The organism is Pseudomonas sp. LPB4.O, from assembly GCF_038383825.1.
Lineage (GTDB): Bacteria > Pseudomonadota > Gammaproteobacteria > Pseudomonadales > Pseudomonadaceae > Aquipseudomonas > Aquipseudomonas putida.
Map to the genome: position 1 here is coordinate 1,845,627 of NZ_CP151298.1, position 21,724 is coordinate 1,867,350.

Annotated in this window: 17 protein-coding genes and 5 pseudogenes; 10 read left to right on the forward strand and 12 right to left on the reverse strand. The window is 57.9% G+C overall.

The window, feature by feature from the left end; all coding sequences use genetic code 11:
- Positions 1–189: 189 nt before the first annotated feature.
- Together rssB and rssC are read left to right on the forward strand one after the other, a co-directional pair.
- Positions 190–1,371, forward strand: coding sequence for a two-component system response regulator RssB (gene rssB / locus MRBLPB4O_RS08325; RefSeq protein ID WP_016500716.1), 1,182 nt, complete (start codon positions 190–192; stop codon positions 1,369–1,371).
- A complete protein-coding gene (gene rssC, locus MRBLPB4O_RS08330; RefSeq protein WP_016500715.1) occupies positions 1,368–1,850 on the forward strand; it encodes an anti-sigma factor antagonist RssC in 483 nt (160 codons plus the stop codon). The genes rssB and rssC overlap by 4 nt, the downstream gene beginning before the upstream one ends.
- Positions 1,851–1,918: 68 nt before the next feature.
- Here rssC and MRBLPB4O_RS08335 read toward each other — a convergent pair whose 3' ends face one another.
- From MRBLPB4O_RS08335 to dusA, 3 genes are all read right to left on the reverse strand, one after another.
- Complete coding sequence (locus MRBLPB4O_RS08335; protein WP_341798057.1) at positions 1,919–3,760, reverse strand: alkaline phosphatase D family protein; 1,842 nt, start codon at positions 3,758–3,760, stop codon at positions 1,919–1,921.
- Between the two features lie 216 nt (positions 3,761–3,976).
- On the reverse strand, positions 3,977–4,903 hold the full coding sequence (tal, locus tag MRBLPB4O_RS08340; protein WP_341798058.1) for a transaldolase: 927 nt from the start codon (positions 4,901–4,903) through the stop codon (positions 3,977–3,979).
- A gap of 203 nt (positions 4,904–5,106) precedes the next feature.
- Positions 5,107–6,117 (reverse strand): tRNA dihydrouridine(20/20a) synthase DusA, encoded by a 1,011-nt coding sequence (gene dusA / locus MRBLPB4O_RS08345; protein ID WP_341798059.1) that lies wholly within the window; start codon positions 6,115–6,117, stop codon positions 5,107–5,109.
- A 101-nt stretch (positions 6,118–6,218) separates the two neighbouring features.
- Here dusA and MRBLPB4O_RS08350 point away from each other — a divergent pair.
- Positions 6,219–7,332, forward strand: a pseudogene (locus MRBLPB4O_RS08350) (site-specific integrase).
- Between the two features lie 151 nt (positions 7,333–7,483).
- On the opposite strand, the pseudogene MRBLPB4O_RS08355 reads toward MRBLPB4O_RS08350, so the two are convergent.
- Positions 7,484–8,794, reverse strand: a pseudogene (locus MRBLPB4O_RS08355) (phage portal protein); the annotation flags it as partial.
- A 110-nt stretch (positions 8,795–8,904) separates the two neighbouring features.
- Between MRBLPB4O_RS08355 and MRBLPB4O_RS08360 the strand changes: the two are divergent.
- A pseudogene (locus MRBLPB4O_RS08360) lies at positions 8,905–9,534 on the forward strand (DUF4113 domain-containing protein); the annotation flags it as partial.
- 211 nt (positions 9,535–9,745) lie between these two features.
- On the opposite strand, the gene MRBLPB4O_RS08365 reads toward MRBLPB4O_RS08360, so the two are convergent.
- Together MRBLPB4O_RS08365 and MRBLPB4O_RS08370 are read right to left on the reverse strand one after the other, a co-directional pair.
- On the reverse strand, positions 9,746–10,999 hold the full coding sequence (locus MRBLPB4O_RS08365; RefSeq protein WP_341798060.1) for a hypothetical protein: 1,254 nt from the start codon (positions 10,997–10,999) through the stop codon (positions 9,746–9,748).
- 941 nt (positions 11,000–11,940) lie between these two features.
- On the reverse strand, positions 11,941–13,227 hold the full coding sequence (locus tag MRBLPB4O_RS08370; RefSeq protein ID WP_341798061.1) for an AAA family ATPase: 1,287 nt from the start codon (positions 13,225–13,227) through the stop codon (positions 11,941–11,943).
- Between the two features lie 634 nt (positions 13,228–13,861).
- Between MRBLPB4O_RS08370 and MRBLPB4O_RS08375 the strand changes: the two genes are divergently transcribed.
- Entirely contained in the window at positions 13,862–14,149 is a 288-nt protein-coding gene (locus MRBLPB4O_RS08375; RefSeq protein WP_341798062.1) for a DUF1778 domain-containing protein, read from the forward strand.
- A gap of 180 nt (positions 14,150–14,329) precedes the next feature.
- Here the strand turns inward: MRBLPB4O_RS08375 and MRBLPB4O_RS08380 are convergent, their stop codons facing one another.
- Together MRBLPB4O_RS08380 and MRBLPB4O_RS08385 are read right to left on the reverse strand one after the other, a co-directional pair.
- Positions 14,330–15,199, reverse strand: coding sequence for an AraC family transcriptional regulator (locus tag MRBLPB4O_RS08380; RefSeq protein WP_341798063.1), 870 nt, complete (start codon positions 15,197–15,199; stop codon positions 14,330–14,332).
- 129 nt (positions 15,200–15,328) lie between these two features.
- On the reverse strand, positions 15,329–15,745 hold the full coding sequence (locus MRBLPB4O_RS08385; RefSeq protein WP_341798064.1) for a GFA family protein: 417 nt from the start codon (positions 15,743–15,745) through the stop codon (positions 15,329–15,331).
- A 217-nt stretch (positions 15,746–15,962) separates the two neighbouring features.
- On the opposite strand from MRBLPB4O_RS08385, the gene MRBLPB4O_RS08390 reads away from it, so the two are divergent.
- The 5 genes and pseudogenes from MRBLPB4O_RS08390 to MRBLPB4O_RS08410 all read left to right on the forward strand — a co-directional run.
- Positions 15,963–16,490 carry a DUF3455 domain-containing protein gene (locus tag MRBLPB4O_RS08390; RefSeq protein ID WP_341798065.1) on the forward strand — a complete coding sequence of 176 codons (528 nt, stop codon included), beginning with the start codon at positions 15,963–15,965 and terminating at the stop codon, positions 16,488–16,490.
- A 108-nt stretch (positions 16,491–16,598) separates the two neighbouring features.
- Complete coding sequence (locus tag MRBLPB4O_RS08395; protein ID WP_341798864.1) at positions 16,599–17,147, forward strand: sigma-70 family RNA polymerase sigma factor; 549 nt, start codon at positions 16,599–16,601, stop codon at positions 17,145–17,147.
- Positions 17,144–17,851: an anti-sigma factor gene (locus MRBLPB4O_RS08400; RefSeq protein ID WP_341798066.1), complete on the forward strand. Its 708-nt coding sequence runs from the start codon at positions 17,144–17,146 to the stop codon at positions 17,849–17,851. Before MRBLPB4O_RS08395 ends, MRBLPB4O_RS08400 begins: the two co-directional genes overlap by 4 nt.
- Positions 17,852–17,945: 94 nt before the next feature.
- A pseudogene (locus tag MRBLPB4O_RS08405) lies at positions 17,946–18,200 on the forward strand (MerR family transcriptional regulator); the annotation flags it as partial.
- Positions 18,184–18,978 (forward strand): annotated as a pseudogene (locus MRBLPB4O_RS08410) (tRNA-dihydrouridine synthase); the annotation flags it as partial. The pseudogenes MRBLPB4O_RS08405 and MRBLPB4O_RS08410, both read left to right, overlap by 17 nt.
- 28 nt (positions 18,979–19,006) lie before the next feature.
- Here the strand turns inward: MRBLPB4O_RS08410 and MRBLPB4O_RS08415 are convergent.
- The 4 genes from MRBLPB4O_RS08415 to MRBLPB4O_RS08430 are packed head-to-tail and all read right to left on the reverse strand — an operon-like array spanning position 19,007 to position 21,720.
- A complete protein-coding gene (locus MRBLPB4O_RS08415; protein ID WP_341798067.1) occupies positions 19,007–20,230 on the reverse strand; it encodes an amidohydrolase family protein in 1,224 nt (407 codons plus the stop codon).
- 47 nt (positions 20,231–20,277) lie between these two features.
- Complete coding sequence (locus MRBLPB4O_RS08420; RefSeq protein WP_049273517.1) at positions 20,278–20,535, reverse strand: DUF2790 domain-containing protein; 258 nt, start codon at positions 20,533–20,535, stop codon at positions 20,278–20,280.
- Positions 20,536–20,563: 28 nt separating this feature from the next.
- Positions 20,564–21,034 carry a cyanase gene (gene cynS, locus MRBLPB4O_RS08425; RefSeq protein WP_241799459.1) on the reverse strand — a complete coding sequence of 157 codons (471 nt, stop codon included), beginning with the start codon at positions 21,032–21,034 and terminating at the stop codon, positions 20,564–20,566.
- 26 nt (positions 21,035–21,060) lie between these two features.
- Complete coding sequence (locus MRBLPB4O_RS08430) at positions 21,061–21,720, reverse strand: carbonic anhydrase (RefSeq protein ID WP_016500698.1); 660 nt, start codon at positions 21,718–21,720, stop codon at positions 21,061–21,063.
- Positions 21,721–21,724: the final 4 nt, after the last annotated feature.

Below are 21,724 nucleotides of genomic sequence, written 5' to 3' on the forward strand. Positions count from 1 at the left end.
CCCTCGCATGCTTGAAACGCCTGCCGGATGGGAGTACCGTCTGCGCCTTACAAGGTACCTCTGAACAGTTGCCGGGCAGGTGTTCTTGTCCTACAACTCAAGTAGAGTGTGACCACAAAGAATTCCCGTAGCTGGCCGTCTGCTTTGCCGACACCGCTGCACCCACCCAAATCGGCGCCGTTCGCCCACATGCAGAAAACCAGTGCAACGCTGCTGATTATCGATGACGACGACGTGGTCCGTGCGAGCCTCGCCGCCTATCTTGAAGACAGTGGCTTCAGCGTCCTCCAGGCCGGTAATGGCCAGCAGGGGCTTCAGGTCTTCGAAGAACACCAGCCCGACCTCGTGATCTGCGATCTGCGGATGCCGCAGATGGGCGGCCTCGAACTGATCCGTCAGGTCAGCGAGCGTGCGCCGCAGTTGCCGGTGATCGTGGTGTCTGGTGCCGGTGTCATGAGTGATGCGGTGGAAGCCTTGCGCCTGGGCGCCGCCGACTACCTGATCAAGCCGCTGGAAGATCTGGCCGTCCTTGAGCATTCGGTGCGCCGCGCCCTCGACCGCTCGCGCCTGGTGCTGGAAAACCAACGCTACCGCGACAAGCTCGAAACGGCCAACCGCGAACTGGAAGCCAGCCTGCACCTGCTGCAGGAGGACCAGACCGCCGGTCGCCAGGTGCAGATGAACATGCTGCCGGAAAGCCCCTGGGTAGCTGGCGAGTTCGCCTTCGAGCACCAGATCATCCCGTCGTTGTACCTGTCGGGTGATTTTGTCGATTACTTCCGCGTCGACGAGCGGCGCATTGCCTTCTACCTCGCCGATGTCTCCGGGCATGGCGCGTCGTCGGCCTTTGTCACCGTGTTGTTGAAATTCATGACCACGCGGCTCATGTTTGAGCTAAAGCGCAGCAGGATGCGCGAGTTCAAGCCGTCCGAAGTGCTCAGCCACATCAACCGCGGCCTGATCAATAGCAAGCTGGGCAAGCACGTGACCATGGTCGGCGGGGTAATCGACGAAGAGGCCGGTCTGTTGACCTACGCCGTGGGTGGCCACTTGCCGCTGCCCGTGCTGCATACCCCCGGGCATACCCGCTACCTGGAAGGCCGTGGCCTGCCGGTGGGGCTGTTCGACGAGGCTACCTACCAGGACTTGGTGGTGGAGCTGCCACCTCAGTTCAGCCTCAGCCTGATGTCCGATGGCATTCTGGACCTTTTGCCGGGTGACACGCTCAAAGATAAAGAGGCTGCCTTGCCGGAGATCGTCAAGGCAGCAGGTGGCAGCCTGGATGGGCTGCGTCAACGATTCGGATTAGCTACGCTTGGGGATATGCCGGATGATATCGCCCTATTGGTGTTGAGCAGGAACCTTCAATGAGTACCGGTAGAATCCAGTTCGCCGAGCAGAGTGGTACCTTCGTATTGAAGTTCGTCGGTGAAGTGCGCCTGACCCTGTGTTCGGCGCTGGATGCGACGATCGAGAAGATATTCACGGCGTTGAACTTCTCGGCGATTGTCATCGACCTGACCGAAACCGAGAGTATCGACAGCACCACCCTGGGCCTGCTGGCCAAGCTGTCGATCCTGTCGCGGCAGAAGGTAGGCCTGTTGCCGACCGTGGTCACCACCAACCCGGACATTTCCCGGTTGTTGCAGTCGATGGGGTTCGATCAGGTGTTCAACATCGTCGATCGCCCGATTCCGTGCCCCGAGTGCCTGACCGACCTGCCGTCGCAGGACCAGAACGAAGAGGTGGTGCGCTCCAAGGTACTGGAGGCGCACAAGATCCTCATGGGCCTGAACGACTCCAACCGCGAAGCCTTCCATGACCTGGTCAATGCGCTGGAGCGGACCTGATTCTTGACCTGTGCCGGCCCTTTCGCGGGTAAACCCGCGAAGAGGCCAGCACAGACTGAAGACGAGACTCAGCCAGTAAACTCGGTAGCCTCACCCCCACCCGCATCGAGCTGATACACCCGTATCGGCCGCCCCTGTTCATCAAAGAACACCTGCCCCAGCCCCGCACCGTTCCACAAACGCTCCCCGGCCTTGCTGTGGCTGGGCGTACGCGGCACCACTTCCATCTCCCGGCGCTTGGTAAACCAGTTCAGCGGGGAGCGCGGTGCATACAGCCAGCGGTTGAGCCGGTCGAGTACGTCCAGCAGGCGCCGGGGGAACTCGTTCTTGATCCCGCTGCTGGTCACCTGCCACAAATGCGGGCTGCGCTGGCGGTGGCGGATCAGCACTTCATAGACGAACGAGTAGTGCACATCCCCGGACAACACCACGTAGTGCCCCGGCGTGCGCGAGTGGCGGAAGATGTTGAGGATGACCTGCGCCGCACCCCGGTGGGCCATCCAGTTTTCGGCATCCACCAAAAGCGGGTAGCCCAGCCAGCTGAACACCTTCTGCACAGTCTCGATCAGCTTCACGCCAAAAATCGGCGCAGGCGAGACAATCACCGCTGACGGGTGGTCGAGCAGCGCCTGCTGCAATTCGCTCAGTGCTTCCCAGTCGAGCAGGCCGGATGGCTTGGCCAGGTTGCTTTCGCTGCGCCAGCGGCGGGTACGGGTGTCCAGTACCAGCAAGGGAGGGTTTGTCGGCAAGCTGAATTGCCAGCCCTGAAAGCGCAGCAGTTCGCCGATCAATTCATCGCGGGCCTGGCTGCACAAGGCCTGGCATTGCCTGACCAGTGGCTTGCAGCTGTCCGGATCGTTGCCCCAGGCCTGACACAGCAGGTAGCCAAGCAGTGCGTTGCCAATGATCCGCCGCGAGAAGGGGTGGCCGTAGGCGGTTTCTTCCCACTGTGCCGAGAGGTTCCAGTCGTCGGTGATGTCGTGGTCGTCGAAGATCATCAGGCAGGGCAGGTGGGCCATCACCCGCGCCACCTGGCCAAGGTTCCCGGCAAACCCCTGGATAAGCGGCAGCTCCTGTCGATAACGGGCCTGGCGCTGGTCGGTCAGCCCGCTGGGCATCGCCATGTCCACCAGCTGCCAAGGCACGGGTGACCACACCAGCAGGTACATGGCCATGACCTCGGCGAAGGTCACCAGATGGTTGTCGGCATTGCTGGACGAAAAGATCGGCTTGCGCTTGCCGCCAAAAAACCGCTCGCGCAAGGTGTCGTTGGTTTCCTGCGCCGGCAGCAGGTCGGCGCGGTGGTAGTAGCTGGCCGGGTGCTGGTACAGCGCCTGGCTGTCGGCAACCACGGCGCCATCCAGCTGCTCGTCGAACAGGCCCAGGCGCTCAATCAGGCTATGGATAGCACGCAGCATCGGGCCGGCGACATCGTCGGCGTACACCTGGTCGCCGGTCATCAGCAGCACGGCCGGGCGATCTTCAGGCTGCTCGCAGGCCTGCAGCAGGCGGTCAGCGCACAGCAAGCCATCGGCAGCGGGGTGGTGCGGCTTGCGGCAAGAACCGTGCAGCAAGTGGTCGAGACGGTCGCGCAGCACCAGGCTCGGGCGCTGGGTGCCGGGGTAGAGCAGGTGCGGCGCCCAGCCCGCGATGCCCTGGCCGTTGATGAGCAGGTCGTAGTCGAGCTGCTGGTTGCAGGGCAGGGGGTTGGCGAAGTGGATTTCCAGCAGGTGAATGAAAGCGTGCTGGCCGATCGGGACGACCTGGCAATCCACCTTGGCCTCGCTTGCCGGGAAGATGAATTCGGGTTGCAGCGGTTGGGTAGCGACCAGCCAGATGGCCAGGCGCTGGGGTTCCAGGCGGCGCAGTACCGGGCCGGTGAGTACAAGGGGCAAGGATGGGGTCATCAACAGCTCTGAAGGCTAGTCGACCCCTTCGCGGGCAAGCCCGCTCCCACAGGTACGGCACTGCACTCAAGGGCTGCACTTTACCTGTGGGAGCGGGCTTGCCCGCGAAAGGGCCCTTGGATTCAAGAAAATGCTAAAGCCTGGCGCGGAAACGATAGCAAACAAAAACGGGCGGAAAATGCTGAACACTTCCCGCCCGTCAGGCAAATTCGATATGTGTCAGGCTTTTTCAGCCATCAACTTCTCCAGTTTCTCCTGGTCCCGCGCAAACTGGCGAATACCCTCGGCCAGCTTCTCGGTGCCCATTGCATCTTCGTTCATTGCCCAGCGGAACTGGCTTTCATTCAGCTGCTGCTTGGGCTCGCCGGCATTGCCCGGCTTGAGCACGCGCGGCAGTTCACCCTGGTCATCGCTTAACTGCTGCAACAGTTCAGGGCTGATGGTCAGGCGGTCACAGCCGGCCAGTTGTTCGATCTGGCCGATATTGCGGAAGCTGGCGCCCATGACCACCGTGTTGTAGCCATTGGCCTTGTAGTAGTCATAGATGCGCGTCACCGACTGCACGCCAGGGTCGTCGGCGCCCACGTAATCCGTGCCGGTGCTCTTCTTGTACCAGTCGTAGATACGGCCCACAAATGGCGAAATCAGGAACACCCCGGCATCGGCACAGGCCTGGGCCTGGGCGAAGGAGAACAGCAGGGTGAGGTTGGTCTGGATGCCTTCCTTCTCCAGCTGCTCGGCAGCACGGATGCCTTCCCAGGTGGAGGCCAGCTTGATCAGCACGCGGTCTTTGGAGACCCCGGCTGCCTCATACAGCCCGATCAGCTGGCGGGCCTTGTTCAGCAGTGCCGGCTCATCGAACGACAGGCGAGCATCCACTTCCGTGGAGATACGCCCCGGAATCGCCTTGAGGATACCCGCGCCCACGGCCACAGCGAACTTGTCGCAGGCCAGGTCGACATCGCCCTTGGCGTCGCCTTTGACCTGCTTGAGCAGCTCGGCATAGCCCGGGATGGCGGCAGCCTTGAGCAACAGCGACGGGTTGGTGGTGGCATCCACCGGCTTGAGGCGGGTGATGGCGTCCAGGTCCCCGGTGTCGGCGACCACGGTGGTGAACTGCTTCAGTTGTTCCAGCTTGGAAGTCATGGGCGTGCTCTGTCCTGTGCATTTACTCGACATTACCCGAGCCCCGACAGCCGCTCAAGGGCCTGTAGAAGCGGGCTTGCCCACGAAGGGCCGTACGTAAGGTGAAGATTCGAGTGCCCGGCTGCCTTGAGGTTCCACATACTGCAATTCTCAAGCTCGCACGATCGTCTGCAAGAGCCGCCGGGTCGCGTGCACGGGTAGTATCACCGGCCTTGCAGCAACTCGACCGCCTGGTCAAACACGGCCAACGGCTGCGCCGCCTTGTGAATGTCCGCCGACAGCAACTGACGGAAGCGCCGCGCCCCTTTGAACCCTTGGGCCAGCCCCAGAATATGCCGGGTAACGTGGTGCATCGCGCCACCGCTTTCCATATGCGCCACGATATATGGCCGCAACTGCGCCAACGCCTCGCTACGGCTGACCACCGGCGCATCGCTGCCAAACAGCTGCTGGTCCACCTCGGCCAGCAGGTAAGGGTTGTGATACGCCTCACGCCCCAGCATCACACCATCGAAGGTTTCAAGGTGTGCCTGGCATTCTGCCAGGGTCTTGATCCCGCCATTGAGCACGATTTCCAGGTCCGGGAAGTCCGCCTTCAGCTGCGCCGCGATGTCATAGCGCAGGGGCGGAACCTCGCGGTTTTCCTTCGGCGACAGCCCCTCCAGAATCGCGATACGCGCATGCACGGTAAAACTCCGGCACCCAGCCTCACGTACCTGTCCGACGAAATCGCACAGTTCGGCGTAGCTGTCGCGGCCATTGATGCCGATACGGTGCTTGACCGTCACCGGTGTCGACACCGCATCCCGCATGGCCTTCACGCAATCGGCCACCAGCGCCGGGTGAGCCATCAGGCAAGCGCCGATCATGTTGTTCTGCACCCGGTCGCTCGGGCAGCCGACATTGAGGTTGACCTCGTCATAGCCCGCGTCCTCGGCCAGGCGTGCGCAGGCTGCCAGGTCGGCGGGTACGCTACCGCCCAGTTGCAGGGCCAGCGGGTGCTCGGAGGCATCGTGGCGCAGGAAACGGTGGGCGTCGTTGTGCAGCAGGGCACCGGTGGTGACCATTTCGGTGTAGAGCAGGGTTTGCTTGGACAGCAGGCGCAGGAAGAAGCGGCAGTGGCGGTCTGTCCAGTCCATCATAGGTGCAACGCTGAAGCGGCGTGACGGCTCAGGGCGTGTGTTTTCTGGCTTGTAGCCTGATTTTGCGGTCATTTCGTTCAACGTGTTTTTTACCAATTTTCGGGGTTTTGGGGCGTTTTTACCAAGCGCTTGGTGCAATGTACCAATCGACAGACGACGTGTACCAATCTCAGATGGCAACGATCAGAACGCGTAAAAAGGCCGATGGCAGCAGCTACCTCGTCCAGATCCGCATTAATCGCGACAAGGTGACAGTCTATCAAGAGAGCCAAACGTTCGCCCGCAAACAGGCTGCAGTGGCCTGGGCGAAGCGACGGGAAACCGAGCTGGCTGAACCTGGTGCTATCGAGCGCGCCAATCGGGTAGGGCACACAGTCAAACACATGATCGACCGCTATCTGGTTGAGGCCGAGAAAGCTCGGCCTCTGGGCGAGACTAAGCGACGCACGCTGAACGCCATCAAGAACAGCTATCTGGGTGAGATGGTCGATTCTGACATCAGCCAGCAAGCACTGGTGGACTATGCCCTATGGCGTATGAGCCCTGCAGGCGGTGCCATCAAACCGCAGACAGCAGGAAATGATCTGGCTCACTTGGGTTCAGTGCTGTCGCTGGCTAGGGCAGCGTGGGAGTACGAGATCAACCCCCAGGCTATGCCCGACGCACGCCTTGTCCTGAAGCGCCTCGGCTACAACATGAAAAGCCGGGAGCGGGATCGCAGGCCAACGCTCGAAGAGCTCGACAAGGTGCTTGAGCACTTTTTCGAGATGCTTGCACGTCGACCGACAGTCATTCACATGCCGAAGGTCGTGGCGTTTGCCATCTTTTCTACGCGCCGTATGGACGAGATTGCTCGCATCATGTGGGAGGATCTGGATGAGCACCGCCAGGCGGTGAAAGTGCGGGATATGAAGAACCCCGGTCAGAAGATCGGCAACGATGTGTGGTGCCATCTGCCGGATGAGGCGTGGGCGATTGTGCAAAGCATGCCGCGTCTGTGCACCGAGATCTTACAACACCGATTCAATCGGCACGGCCTGGTCCAGGGCGTGCAAGATGGTTGGCGTGGAGGACCTGCATTTTCACGATCTGCGCCACGAAGGTGTGAGCCGGTTGTTCGAAATGGATTGGGATATCCCGCGGGTATCGAGTGTATCCGGTCATCGTGACTGGAACTCGCTGCGGCGTTACACCCATCTGAGGGGGCGCGGCGACCGATACATGGAATGGAGCTGGTTGGAGCGGATTATCCAGGCACCAGTCACCCTAGGCGCCCGGGTAGGTTAGTGGGTCGGGTTATACGCAGAATTGACCATCGCTTGTACTCGTCTTGACGAATCAGTGCATTTGATCTGATCAGTGCATTGGGTGGTTTGCTGGTCTTCGATCTTAGGCGCCGACGGCGCGTTGTTCATGATGCGAAACGGCATCAACTGTTTCATGTCTTCCCCTTCTCGCCTGGCTCATCAGAATCATCCTCGACGGCCGGCAGGCTGGTGTATTTGAGGCCCAAGGCCGTTGCCCGGGCGATATCGGCGGCGTTCTCTTCGTCAACCACTTCGGCGTCGGTACCATTACGCAGGCATGCCTCGCTGCGCGACCCGAAGCCAGCAGCGATTTCCAAGCTGCGCGATTGAACGTCTTGAACCGGGTGGATGTAAGCCCACCCCTGTGGCACCCAACGGGTGCGCTGGTACTCGCGGCGGCGCAGCGAGTAGTCCGGCAAGTCCAGCGCGCCTGCAAGGACGGCCATGTCTAACCAGGCCTGCCGCACCGGCCGACACAACTGGTGGACGTATACCTGGAACTGGAGCTGCTCCAGGCGCCGACGAAACTCGTTCAGCACCACCCGGATTGCCCGGTCGTTCACGCCCTGCATGTCACCGGTCATCAGCTCGTAGGGCAGCCCCGAGCCCGCAGCCGCTGCCATCAGTTGCTGCCGCATGAAATCGGGGTAGTTGTTACCAGCGTCCGGCGGATCCGAGAACTCGACCTGTTCACCCGGGAGCAGCTCCTGCATCGTGCCAGGCTCCAGTCCCACCATCGGCGTGAAGCCATCCCGGTCGAGTCTGACCGGCGCCCCGGTGACCATGTCGAGTTGAGGTGCACCTTCGGGGGCAGGCTTGCGAACGAAGCCCGCGAACAGGTTGGCCACCTCCTGCCGGAACAACACCGCATCATCGAAGTTGTCCAGACTACGCAGGCGCTTCAGGACCGGCGCCAAGCGCGGCACGCCACGCAACTGCCCAGGCTCCAGAGGCTCGAAGATGTGCAGCATCTGCTCTGCCGGTATACGTACCAGCTGGTTGTAGCCGACATTGAGCGATGACTTGTCGCTGGGGTGGTTGCGGTAGCACCAGTACGCCACACGCCGGCCCATGCCGTTGAACTCGATTCCAGCCCGGATCACATTGCCGAACCGGGTCAGCTCGAACTTGTCGTCCGGGACGAACTCCGGTGCCAGGCACTGCAGCTGCAGCGGCACCGCGTAACCATCCTCCAGCCGACGCGGGCGCAGCCGGATGAAGCATTCACCCGACTGTTCAACAGTCCGCGCCACCAGCGCCTGCAGCCCGGAGAAGTCCGTGAGCTGATCGGCGTCGGCCTCATCAACCCAGTCTTCCCACAGCTCCTGCATCGCCTTGCGGATCGCTTTGTCTAGCAAACGCGGGTGCGGGGTGATGCCGGTGCCGATCAGGTTGCTGACACGCTTGTCAATGACGTTGGCGGCATAGGGGTCATTGCGCAGTTCGGAGCACAGCACATGCAACCCTCCCAATATGCACTCAGCGCCGGGATCGTCTTACTCTTCGTCTCGGCGATCCTGCCCTACTTGCTCGCTGGAGCCCGTCGCCGGGCACGCTACGCCAAAAGTTCAGCGTTGTCGTTGAGAAGACAGCCCGGGAGCTCGCCGGCACACCGTGCCTTGAGCTAGAGGAGGCTGCCCCGCCCAAGCAAGAGATTTGCTGCAGCCGCATGTTTGGCAAGCGCCTGACTGATTTGGCGCGGATCAAGCAGGCGGTGGCCAGCTATGCCGGCCGAGCGGCCGAGAAACTCCGGGTGCAGGGATCTGTGTGCAAGCGTATGCGAGTAAGCATCCGCACGGGCATGTTCAACCCGGACGAAGCCAAGTACGCCAAGGGTGTGCTGGTGGAGCTGCCGTATCCCACCAACGATACGTTGCTGCTTACCAGGGCGGCGACCGAGGCGGTGGAGCAGGTCTACCGGCCAGGGTATCGATACAGCAAAGCCGAGGTGCTCCTGATGGATCTGCGACAGCCGGGCGAGTTCACCGATGACTTATTTGCAGTAACACAACCGGTTGTCTGTGGCCGTCTGATGTCGGTGCTGGACGAGATAAATGGGAAGTATGGTCGGGGCACGATGCGTTCTGCCAGCGTCCCCCGCGCGCCAGATTGGGGGATGCGCCGCGAGATGATGAGCCGTTCATACACGACCCGGCTTGATCAATTATGGAGGGGGCGCTGAGTCGTTTGATGATTCAATCATTTGATGAGTTCTGCGGCCTAGAGTCCGGTGTGCCCTGGAACGCGCAGATGGGGCAAAACTTAGCCAAACGAACGCAATTGACGTGCCCTGTTGTTCCTTGACGCCTGACACACGAGAGAAATGCGCCCGGGCCCTGGTTTGCGGAGCGTGATGTATTTCTTCTATTGTTTCAGCGCAGTCGGAGTGGAGATCAAGATGCTCTAAAACGTGCTGCTTTTTTCAATAAGTAGATTTTGCGGTTAATGTCGCCGTCCGGTAGCGGAGAGTCTAAGAAAGAATTAGCCTCTTTGAGGCTCGCAAAATCTTTATTCCCAACGTAGAAAAAGATCAGAGATCTGAATATTCGATGTATTTGATAGGAAATTGAGTCCGCTAATGCTGAGGTCACGCCTGCATGTACGTTCCGGTTTCTATAGAATTTGGAGGCTTCAAGAATTTGTCTCACCAATTCATGATCCTTATATAAATAAGAGCAGCGGCGGACAATCAGTTCGCTATTGTCGTTTTCTCCAACCGTGGATTCAAGCGCACCCCAAAGCCGAATGATGGAGTAATCGCTGTCGCTTTCATCCAGTGCTCGGGTATAGCGGACGATACCCTCTCGAATCTTGTCTCCGCCCTTTATTTCTGAAATATGGTTTAATATTTTTCTAATGCTTCTGGCGGTTGCCGCATTTTTCGTGGCATCGAAGGAGTAGGTTTTTTGCTTGCCTTCGTTATGTTCGAACCAATATTGTTCTATGGCAAGCGAGCCGTCGGCTTGATGGATAGTATGCATTCCGGCAATCCGGATCCTGTTTATTGCTCCCTTACGGCGTCCAAATAATGGAAGACTCATTCCAGGATTCGCAAAAAAAGAAAGCACCCCTCTGATAAAGTCGAGGAAGTCCATAGCAGCATAGAAAGCATCTGTAGTGTTGCGCGCTTGGACACGAACAGTCACGCCTGTGTAGCCTGGCGGGGTATGCGGATGGTTACAGTTCCATAGGTCAACGAGGGAGGAACGCGGGCGAAGATATTTCTTGGGAATTCCAGTGGGGTGGAAGGTTATTTCGTTTTTGTCGAGTTGATATTTTTTTATAGGTATCGTAGGCGATAATGATATGCTGGTCACTATGTAATAAGTCTTTTTGGCAATCTTAAAGTAGTTTTTTAGGTGCTCGTTTATATGGGGAAGAAGTCCTTCTTTATCATGTGTGCCGGTGCTTATCTTGAATGCGATGAATGAATTCAGGCCGTTATCAAAAATCTTATCAAGGGACTCTGATGACACAGAGTTGCAGCCCACAAAGTCGATCATGCTGCGAAGGATGGATTTGTACTCGAAGTAGTTGAATCCAGAAAATTGGACGTTTCCGTCAGTATTTATCGTCGCGCCTTTTGCTATTATGTCGATTATGAGGTCGGGCTTGAATCCCTTATTTTTGCTCCACTGAACAGGCATGATGGGTTTCCTTAATGGTTAATGCTAAGCGTAGGCGGAAAGTTCATACTTGCGCGATCAAAGCAATGTGGAATTGCAAGTTTGGTGCCTCTGACGGAAGGCGTGCTGTCGCAGTGTATTGAACTCCGTACTTTACGTGAGCTATAGAGCTTCGGTAAAATTCTTTGATTCATGAACGTAGGCGCTCAATCCCTTTAGAGATTGATTCCGCGTAGTTGTCCAGCGTCGTCAGTGTGACCATGACGTTTTCATGGATGTGGACTGAACCGCGCTGACTGACATAGCGATCTGGTTAAGAAGCATCAACTCGAGTATATCTGCTGTGGTAGAAGCTTGATCATCCATGAGTTACTCCATGTTCGGGATGTATTAAGGAGGAGTCTAGAATGTGGTAAGCATAGTAATCAGTAACGGCTCGGCACAGTCGGAGCGTGTTCTCATTTGAAATTCACAAGTAAGTAGCATCCTTTCACGCGAACAAAGGATGCTACCCTCAAAAGTCATAGATTTTATTTGGAGCGCTAGCTAGATCGATATCGATTGCGGAGAATTTTTGACGGACAATGTAGCGCCCGTGTCTTTGTGAAAAGAAATGCACCTTTGTCGTATGGTTGATCCATGCTTAGGTACTCGGGTAGTTACCGCAAAGCATGCCTTTTTATGCTTGGCCAAAAAGGTTTTGGTGTGCGTGATTGTGGATCTGAGCTGGGAAATCGCTTTGTCTAAATCACATCCTTTTAATTCAATAAAAAGAGCGGTTTTCCTTGGGTCTTCATAAGTTATGAGCCAGTCGCATTTTTCAAGTTCAGGCCCAATTAGACAGCCGTCCACTTGTATCTTGTTTATGTCAACTCGCTTCGCGTTGTTAACTTCTATTCGACTTTTGTTTTCGCTCAGTACAATGATGGGGTCGTTTGTTTTAATTGTGCATGCAGCGTAATTCACTCGTCTTCTCCGCAAGTCAGGAGAGCGTTCATCACATCCTCAAAATGCTCAGAGATATTGTCAAGCATATCCGCGCCTATCATGCGATATTCAGTATTTGCGATGTTTTGCGACACGCCATCGGAAACTGTATAAGCTGACACATCTTCAAAGGCCAAGGGGAAACTTGGTCCGTTTATTTCTTGGAATTCTGAAAGAGTAATTTTGTTCTCGCTAAGCTTGTCATGAGCGAGAATCAAATTGTTGAAAGCGGAAAGAATGTAAGGGCTGTGCGAAGTGATAAATATCCGACTATTTGTCGTTTCCATGATTTGTGATAGGAAAGTGACAATTCGGCTTTGCGAGGTAGGGAATAAGTGGGCTTCTGGCTCTTCGATAAAATACATGTTTGTACAGCCCGCAAGCTTTCGCATTATGGGCCAGACAGTTAAGGTAATAAGCATCGGTAGAGATTCTTGCTGGCCAGAGGAAGCATGAGCCAGGTTTATTTTACGATTTTTCGAAACGATCCAGTCTTGGTCGTCTTGGAATTCGTATTTCCCACATACTATAGCTTCTAAAGCACTTTGGAATTGCTCGTACGCCGCGCGGTTTCCTCTGGTGAGAAATCGCTGATTGTAAATAGACTTTCCATGTTCGTAAAGACTTCCGAACTCTTTCAGGAATGGATCAATTTCGATGTTCGATGCCAAAAACGTAAAAATATTTTTCTGTAGGTTGGCAAAGAAGCTCCGGCTAGCAGGGATAAACATAGGAAATCCAAACAGATATCCGAATTCCTCACGGAGTGGCGCCCATATATTATCATTTACGAGCTGCCATTCTGAGAAGTGACCTGCTTCCGCACGCGTTCTTGCTTCTTCAGTTTTTCTTTGAAGTAATGCCTTTTTTCCGTTGAATATTTTTACAAAGGTTTCGCAGGATCTGAAGTAGAGCGTTGTTTTGCCCTTTGCGTTTTTCTTTCCTTCGATTTCAAACCGAAAGGCCCCGATATTGTAGTCAATATGGAAACTGGAGCCCTCCCAAGAATATCGAGGAAATCGTTGTTCAAAATCAGCTAGCAGGGCACGGTCAAGTTCCCTTTTTGTATCAAGTTTGCGAATGCTTGATACTAGCTTGTCAGGAATGTTCCGAAAGAAAAAGCAAAGCTTCGCAAGTAAACTTTTGCCATTTGCTTGAGGCCCAATTATGATATTCAGCTTTTTGAGCTCAATGTCGGCCTTCTTGATTACGACAAAGTTTCTAACTGATAGCGTTTCCTTAACATTTATATCCATATGCATCGCTGAATCCTTTGAAATATATGCATGGTGGTGGCGTAATGATGTCATTGGGCGCGACTGCTGTCTACGCATCGGGACGTCTATAGCGTGCTGAATCGATCTTAGCAAGACTAGAGAGATTTCTATCTGGGAGGGAGGCGTCGATGCCGGGATGAGGCACGCTTAGCTAGCAAACAAGAATGGCGAGGGGTCTGAATGGTACAAAAATGGTACTAGAGCTTTCTGTGTGGGCTGGAGATGGCGCTGTTAAGGACCCTCAGGAAGAGTATGCCCAATCCATCATAGGTGCAACGCTGAAGCGGCGTGACGGCTCAGGGCGCGTGGTTGTTGGGTTAGAGCCTGTATTAGCGGTCATATCGTTCAACGTTTTCGGTACCGGATGCTGGATTTTGGGGCGTAGCAGCAAATTGCAGGGGGCGGCTTAGCAAATGCTGGCAACAAAAAGGATCTGCGCTTGCCCTGGGTGTTGGCTAGTTTACCAAGACAGCTTGGTATCCGTCTGGTAACAGGTCGACCGCTCGCTCTACGGCCAACATGCGCTTGTAAGTCAAATTGATCCACGCGTGTAGACGTTAGCTAGACGTGCCGGTACCGTCGCTGTGTGGAGATCGCTCCACAGCTATGAGAAATAGTCATGTCGGCTCAAATCAACGAGGGTGATAAGCCCGTACCGATCAACATGCGAGTGGATACCAAGAGACGCAGCCTGATCGATGCGGCGGTAGAGCTGCTGGAAACGGACAGAACCAGCTTCATCCTGGATGCTGCCTGCCGGCGAGCAGAAGAGGTGATCATGGACCGTCAGGTTTATCTTCTCAGCGACGAAGCCTTCGACCGCTTTGAGCAGGCACTGGTGCAGAACGCGTTAAAGGATAACAAGTGCCTAGAGAAGGTCATGTCGAAACCCGCCCCGTGGAGCTGAGCAAGCCCCTTCGTCGGCGATTCTGGTTCATCCGCTTGATTAACCGCTTGGCGATTTCTATGCCCGCAAGGCCGGTTTTGCTCGCTGTCCCGATTTTTCGCCGCTGACCATGATGTTGTCCTAGCGCTAGGGGCGCAGCAAGCGAGCAGGCCGTGGCCTGCCGCCAAGGCGAACCTTGGCCTACTTCAGCGGTACATAGATATCCGTTTCCCACTGCTCCAGCGGCGTTTCCGGATACACGCTCAAATAATGGAAGAACAACGGATGGTCGCGCAGTTCTTCATTGCTCGACGGCAACCAGTCCCGGTACAGCGGGTAGATGGTTTCGCCAATGTAGTCAGGCGAGCCGCTATGCCGAATCACGGCACAACGGCTCGCCGGTATAACCCGTTCATGCACACCGAATTCATTGGGCTGCACAGCCTCGTCCATCTCCCCACAAACGGCGAAGCGAAAGGCGTGGGGAGGGGTGGTGTCGGGGTTGTCGTAGGGGATGCCGAAGGTGCGGCTGCTGGCCACCGGCGACTGGCCGCTGTTTATGCGCCATTGGCGAAAACGCGCAACGCTTTCACCGACCAGGCTGGGCGGCCCTCGGTGTTCGAGCGCGGCCACGCGGGTTTCGGCGAACTCGACTATACGGATCTGCATGGTGATACTCCTGCAAAGGCGTGGAACAACGAATACCGCACTCCATGCCTGCCAATTCGGCGCCTTGGCGAACACGCTCGGCGCCATGCCGAACGCACGCTTGAACGCTCTGGAAAAGGCTTCGGGGCTTTCGAAGCCGGCGCCGAATGCGGCGTCCAGAACGGGTGTTGCGGGCGAGGCGACCAGCTGGTGCGCCGCACGTCGAAGCCTCATCAGTTGCACATACCGTGAAACCGGAACGCCCATGTATGCCGTGAACTGCCGGTGAAAGTGAAACGCCGAAAAGTTGGCGATGCGGCTCAGGGCATTCACCGACAGGTCACCTTCGAGGTGGCTGTCGATGTAGGCAAGCACGGCTTCGAACCGTTTTGCATAGGCAGGGCTGTGCTGTGAGTCAGTCAACGAGCGAAGTCTCCGGAAGGTGCGGTGAGCGCTAGCATCCGTTGTTCAGGCATCGAGGTGCCTAGCCGTGATTGCTCTGTTGCGGATTATCCTGACGCTACCGTGGATGGCAGCGCCGTTGCATTGAGCTCAGCGGTCAACTGATCTGTTCTTGCAATCAGACGGGATGAGCGGAAAGCACCAAGGGGCAGCAGAGTCGACGTGCAGATGTTTCTGCTTCTTGGGCAGGAACGGTGTATCAAGCGTGCCCAGTGCTATCGAAACCCAGTCGGCAAACTCACCTTCAGAGCGTGACCAGAACAAGGTCGAGCCGCACTCTACGCAAAATTCCCGCACCACCGTCGGCGAAGACGCATAGGTCTTGATACTGGTGGCGCCACGAAGGATGCGCAGCATGCTGCGCGGAACGCTGCCGTATGAAGCGAATGCTGCCCCGTGGCCTTTGCGGCACTGGCTGCAATGGCAGTGGCTCACAGCTTTTGGCGTGGTAAGCAGCAGGTAACTGACCGCTGCGCACAAGCAGCTTCCTTGGTATGCCTCTTTCACTGGCGCTTCCGTGCAGGTGGAAAACGCCAGCGTAACCGCCCCGGCGTGATCAGTCGACCGTGGCACGCCTGTACACCTGCTTCGCTGTCAGCACGGTATCGATAACGAGCATGCAAAATTATTGTTGAGCCGGTGCATCCAGAACGGCACCCCGATGGGTAGTTCTTATCAGGCAGTCGGTGATTGCCTGACCCATGACCCCCACGGAGTTCGCCCCATGATCATCAAGCCCGCTTTCTCCCTGCTCGCCGCCTGCCTTGTACTGGCATCTGCCCCCGCCCATGCCCAGTCGGGCGTCCCGGAGGCGGTCAAGGTTCCCGATGGCCACGCCATAATGCTGGAAACCGTCGGTGTCGGTGAGATCACCTACGAATGCCGCGACAAGGCCAATGCGCCAGGCCAGACGGAGTGGATCTTCGTCGGCCCCAAGGCGGTGCTCAATGATCGCAGCGGCAAACCTGTAGGTGACTATTTTGGTCCTCCGGCCACCTGGCAGGCCAAGGACGGTTCGAAAGTGACCGGCACCCAGCTTGCCGTCGCCCCGGCGGCCAAAGGCGATATCCCGTATCAACTGGTCAAGGCCAACCCTGCCGAGGGCAAGGGCGCGATGCAAGGGGTCAGCTACATCCAGCGCCTGGCGACGCGCGGTGGCGTAGCGCCTTCTGTGGACTGTACGGCGCAGAGCAAAGGCGCGCAGCAGATGGTCAAGTACCAGGCGGACTACGTGTTCTGGTCCGCCAAGTGACGAGGGCTTGAGCGGCACGCCAGCGATTGATCATCTACGCTGCTGGACGTGCCCCAGGCCGCTAAGCCAGGGCACCGTCCAGGTTTCATGATGAAGGAACGCCCCATTTTGAATTCGCCCGTTGTTCCATTTGATTTCGAGGGCTGTCTTGCCGCTTGTGCCCAAGGAGACCGCCACGCCTTGCAGGCGCTCTATGAGCATGAGGGGGCACGTTTGCTGGGCGTCGCACGGCGCATCGTGCGCGATCACGCGAGCGCGGAGGACATCGTTCACGATGCCTTTGTGCGTATCTGGACACGTGCTGCCAGCTATGACCCATCGCGCGGTTCAGCCCGGGGCTGGGTGTACAGCATCACCCGTCACCTGGCGCTGAACTTCGTGCGTGACGGCCGCTGGGAAACCGACCTGGGCGAGCCTGGCATGATCGCGGCTGTAACCTTGGCCCCGGAGCTGGACGACCTGCAACTGTGGTCAGGTTCGGCGAAAATCTATCGCTGCCTTGAGCAACTGCAACCCTCTCCCCAGCGTTGCATCCTGCATGCGTATGTGGACGGTTGCAGCAATGCCGAAATCGCAGCCCTGCTGGGTGCGCCGTTGGGCACCGTGAAGGCATGGATCAAGCGAAGCCTGAAGGCCCTGCGGGAGTGCATGACATGAAGCGTACCCCAGGTGATGACAGCGCCGAGAACCTGGACGACCTGGCAGCCGAGTATGTGCTGGGTACCTTGAGTGGCGAGCAGCGTGCTGCCATGCAGGACCGTTTGAAAACGGAGCCGGCCGTACGAGCCGCGGTTGATGCCTGGGAGGCGCGACTGCTCGAACTGACCACGCAGGTTGAACCCATCACGCCAAGCCACCGCTTGTGGGGCCGGATCGAGCGCAGCCTTGCAGAGGCTTACCCGCCCAGGCATCCACGCGCTGGCTGGTGGCAGCGGCTTGGACTTTGGCAGGGCTTGAGCGCTGCGGGGCTTGCAGCGAGCTTGCTTCTGGCCTTTGCGCTGTTGACCAAGGCGCCGCCTGTGACCACCTACATGGTGGTGCTCGTAGCGCCGTCGGGCCAGGCTCCGGGGTGGGTAGTGCAGGCCAACGATGCGAGCATGATCGAACTGATCCCGCTTGGCCTGGACGATGTGCCCGAAGGCATGACCTTGCAGTTCTGGACCAAGGGTGAGCAGTGGCGCGCACCTGTTTCGCTGGGGTTGGTCAAACCGGGCGAACAGTACCGCGTGCCGCTGAGGCGCTTGCCTGCGCTTGAGTCGAACCAGTTGTTCGAGCTGACCCTTGAGAAAGCGGGGGGCTCTCCTACTGGTGCTCCAACAGGCCCGGTCAAGTTCATCGGCCGCGCAGTGAAAGTAATATGACGTAGGCGGGCCCAGGCAATACTGATTTGCTTGGCCGACCGATGACTCCAGCTTTAAAGTCAACTCAGGGTCGATAGCATTTTCAGGGTGGGTTATGAGAATAGGTGAACTGGCGAAGATCAGCGGATTGGCGCCGTCACGCATCCGCTTCTACGAGGCCAGCGGCTTGATCAGATCTGTCGAGCGCAAAGCAAATGGCTACAGGGACTACGCGCCTGATACCCAGTGGGTTCTGCAGATCATCACCGGGGCGCAGGCGGCGGGTTTTTCATTGGACGAAATCCGCCAACTGATGCCGATGAATGCCAGCGGCTGGCAGCACGATGAGTTGCTCAGCGGCCCTCGGCGAGCGCGCAGGGTTCACTGGCGTGGAAATCCACGCTGCCCATGGCTATTTACTGAGCCAGTTCCTGTCGCCGTTGACCAACCAGAGGACGGACGAGTGGGGCGGGGCTCTGGAAAACAGGGCACGCCTGTTGCTCGAAATCGTCAAGGCGGTCAGGGCTGTGGTTTCTGCGGATTTTGCAGTGGCGGTCAAGCTCAACTCGGCTGACTTCCAGCGCGGAGGCTTCACCGCCGATGACGCGAAAAGGGTAGTTGGGTGGCTCAACGACCTGGGCGTGGATATGGTGGAGTTGTCGGGAGGCAGCTACGAAGTACCGGCCATGCAAGGTGAAGCGCGCGATGGCCGTACCCTGGCTCGCGAAGCATATTTCGTCGAGTTCGCCCGTGATATCCAGACCGTCGCCAGGATGCCGGTGATGGTCACCGGCGGTATACGTCGCCGCCCGGTAGCCGAAAGCGTCGTGCAGCGTGGTGTGGACATGGTGGGCATCGGAACCGCGTTGGCCATCGACCCGCATTTGCCTCGTGACTGGCTGCAGGGCAAGGACACTGCCCCGCAATTGCCGCCCATCACCTGGAAAAACAAGGCCCTGGCAGCCTTGGCGAACATGGCAGTAGTGAAGTACCAATTGCGCAAACTCAGCCGAGCTAAAAAGCCCGACCCGAGTGTTTCACCAGTACGCGCGCTGATCTTGCAACAGCTCTCCATGGCCGTTCGTACTCGCCAGTATCGGAGATGGATAGAAAAGGCTTCGCATAATGGGCTGGGAGACGTAGGGTGAGCATGCCCTGGAACACTCCCCGATGACCTCAGAATGCGACTGACCTGCGGTGCTCAGCGGTTGCCACCACCCTGCCGCGCTTGAGTACCATCAGCCGTGTCGGCAGGTCGAGAATGACATCGGCCACAGCCCGGCAATCCACCATCACCAGGTCGGCATCATTGCCCACCGCCAAACCGTGGCGTTTCAAGCCCAAGGCTTTGGCAGGGTTTGTCGTGAGCATCGACAACACGGTGGCCTGATCATCCGCGCCGCCCAAGTGGCACGCGGGAATGGCCAGTTGCGCAATGTGCAGCAGGTCGCCAGTGCCATACGGTGTGAATGCGTTGCGGATGTTGTTGGTGGCCAGGCAAACCGTGACACCGCCGTCGCGCAGTGCACGCACCGGTGTCAGGGTGCGTCTGACATTGTGACTGTCACCCCGAGCCCCCAGGTGCAGGTCGGTGGCGGGCAGGCACATCACGCTGATGTCGGCCTCACGTAGCAACGCAATCACCTGTGCCTGTCGCGCTGGCGAGGCGGCGGCCAGGCTGGTCAGATGCCCAACGCAGACCCGTCCCTGGTAGCCTTCGGCAATGGTTCGACGTGCCACGTACTCGATGGTCATGTGCTCGGCGTCATCGGCGAAGTCCTGGTGCAAGTCGATGTCTTTGCCGTAGCGCTTGGCCAAGTCAAAGACGAAATCAATGTGCTCCAGCGGCGACACGTCGTTGTAGGGAATGCCGCCCACCACATCGGCGCCCATCTCCATTGCCTGGGCCATCATGGCCTGCATGCCAGGCAGCTTGAGAATGCCTTCTTGCGGAAAGGCCACGACCTGGATGTCGATCACCTCTCGGAACTGCTCGCGCAACTCCAGCACCACTTCGAGCCCGGTGAAGCCTTGGGCGGGGTCGAACTCGGCATGAGCACGTACATGCGTGGTACCGGCCTGAACCAGTGCCCGCAGCACCTGGATCGAACGTTCGCGGATATCCTCACGGGTCAGTGTGGGCTTCAGTTCGGCGGTGACGGCGATCGCTTCCTTCAAGGTGCCGGAACGGTTGGCCTTGCGCTGCATCACGTTGGCTTTTTCCAGGTGCAGGTGGCCTTCGACAAACCCGGCAACAAGCACTTTGCCGTCGCCTTGGATTTCGTGCGCTGCGGTGGTGGCGATGTGTCGCGCGATCTCGGCGATTTTGCCTGCTTGCACGGCCACGTCTACCAGTGGCTGGGCGTCGTCAATGCGTACATTGCGAAAGATAAGGTCCATCAACTTCAGTCCTCATATAGAGTGCTGCCGCGCTGGGAAGGCCGGGCTCAGTTATTCGAGCAGCCATTGCCCATCACGCGGTACTCAAGCACATGCTCATTGCCTTGGGAGTCTTCGTACGTCATGCGAGCGGGTACCACCTCGCAGACATCAGGTACCTGGCTCATGGAAATGACGCGAGCGATATCGAGGTGCCGGGAGTAGCTGTATTGTTCAACCGGTGCCTGCTCGACCTGCTGCTCGACGTCGGTCGCCATCGCCACGTTGCACAGCCCGCCTAGTATCAATGCGAACAACGCTTTCATTTTTGATCACCTTCAGGTTGGGGCCAGATCAGAACGGTTTGGTGGGCAGGTATTTGCCATCCAGGGTGATCACCGCGCGCGAGCCACCCTCGGGGTCTTCGACTTTCTGGATGTCCAGCTTGAAATTGATGGCACTGATGATGCCGTCGCCGAACTTTTCATGAACCAGCGCCTTCAAGGTGGTGCCGTACACCTGCAACATCTCGTAAAAGCGGTAGATGGTCGGGTCGGTCGGGACGCCATTTTGAATGCTGCCGCGCAGTGGCACGGTCTGCAGCAGTGCAATGCCGTCCGCGTCGAGGCCGAGCTTGTCACCCACCACCTGGGCGGCGGTCGCCGGCAACGGGTGCTGGCCCAACAGTGCTGCGGTGACGAACGCTTCGGACAAGCCGGTGCCTTCGGTGATCTGGGAGAACGACAGGTCTTTGCGGGCTTTGGCCAGAAGGATGACTTCGCTCAGGGCAAGGCGGGCGTTCTGGCTGATTTGCGATTGGATCATGGTGTTTCTCCTTGGTTGAAAAATACTTAGGCAACACGCTTGGGTTGATGGGAAACGGCGTGTACTTCGGGGTTGTGGGCGAGGGATACGAATGTGCCTGTACCGCCATCGAAGGCCTCGATTAGCCCGCTTTCGATGTCGTAGATCCAGCCATGCAATGTCACGCGGCCTTCTTCCAGGGCCAGCCGCACCGAGGGGTGGGTCTGGATGTTGGCAAGCTGGGCGATCACGTTTTCGCGCACCATGGCCTCGACCTTGGCCTGCGGGCCGAAATGGTTGCGGGCTTCGTTTACCACTCGTGCGGAATCGGCGTAGCGCAGCCAGCCGGCCACTGCGGGCATGTGGTCCAGGCATTTGCAGGTGGCGATGGCCGTCATGGCACCGCAATCGGAGTGGCCGCAGATGACGATGTCGGAAACCTGCAGGGCCGCCACGGCGTATTCCACCGAGGCCGATACGCCTCCAGGCTCGGGTCCGTAGGACGGCACGATGTTGCCTGCATTGCGGATGACGAACAGGTCTCCGGGTTCACGCTGGGTGACCAGCTCCGGCACCAGGCGGCTGTCGGAACATGAGATGAACAAAGCACGTGGGCTCTGCTGGCTGGCCAGGTCCTTGAACAGTTTGACGCGCTCGGGGTAGGCCTCTTTCTGGAACTTCAGAAACCCGTCGATGATGTCTTTCATGGTT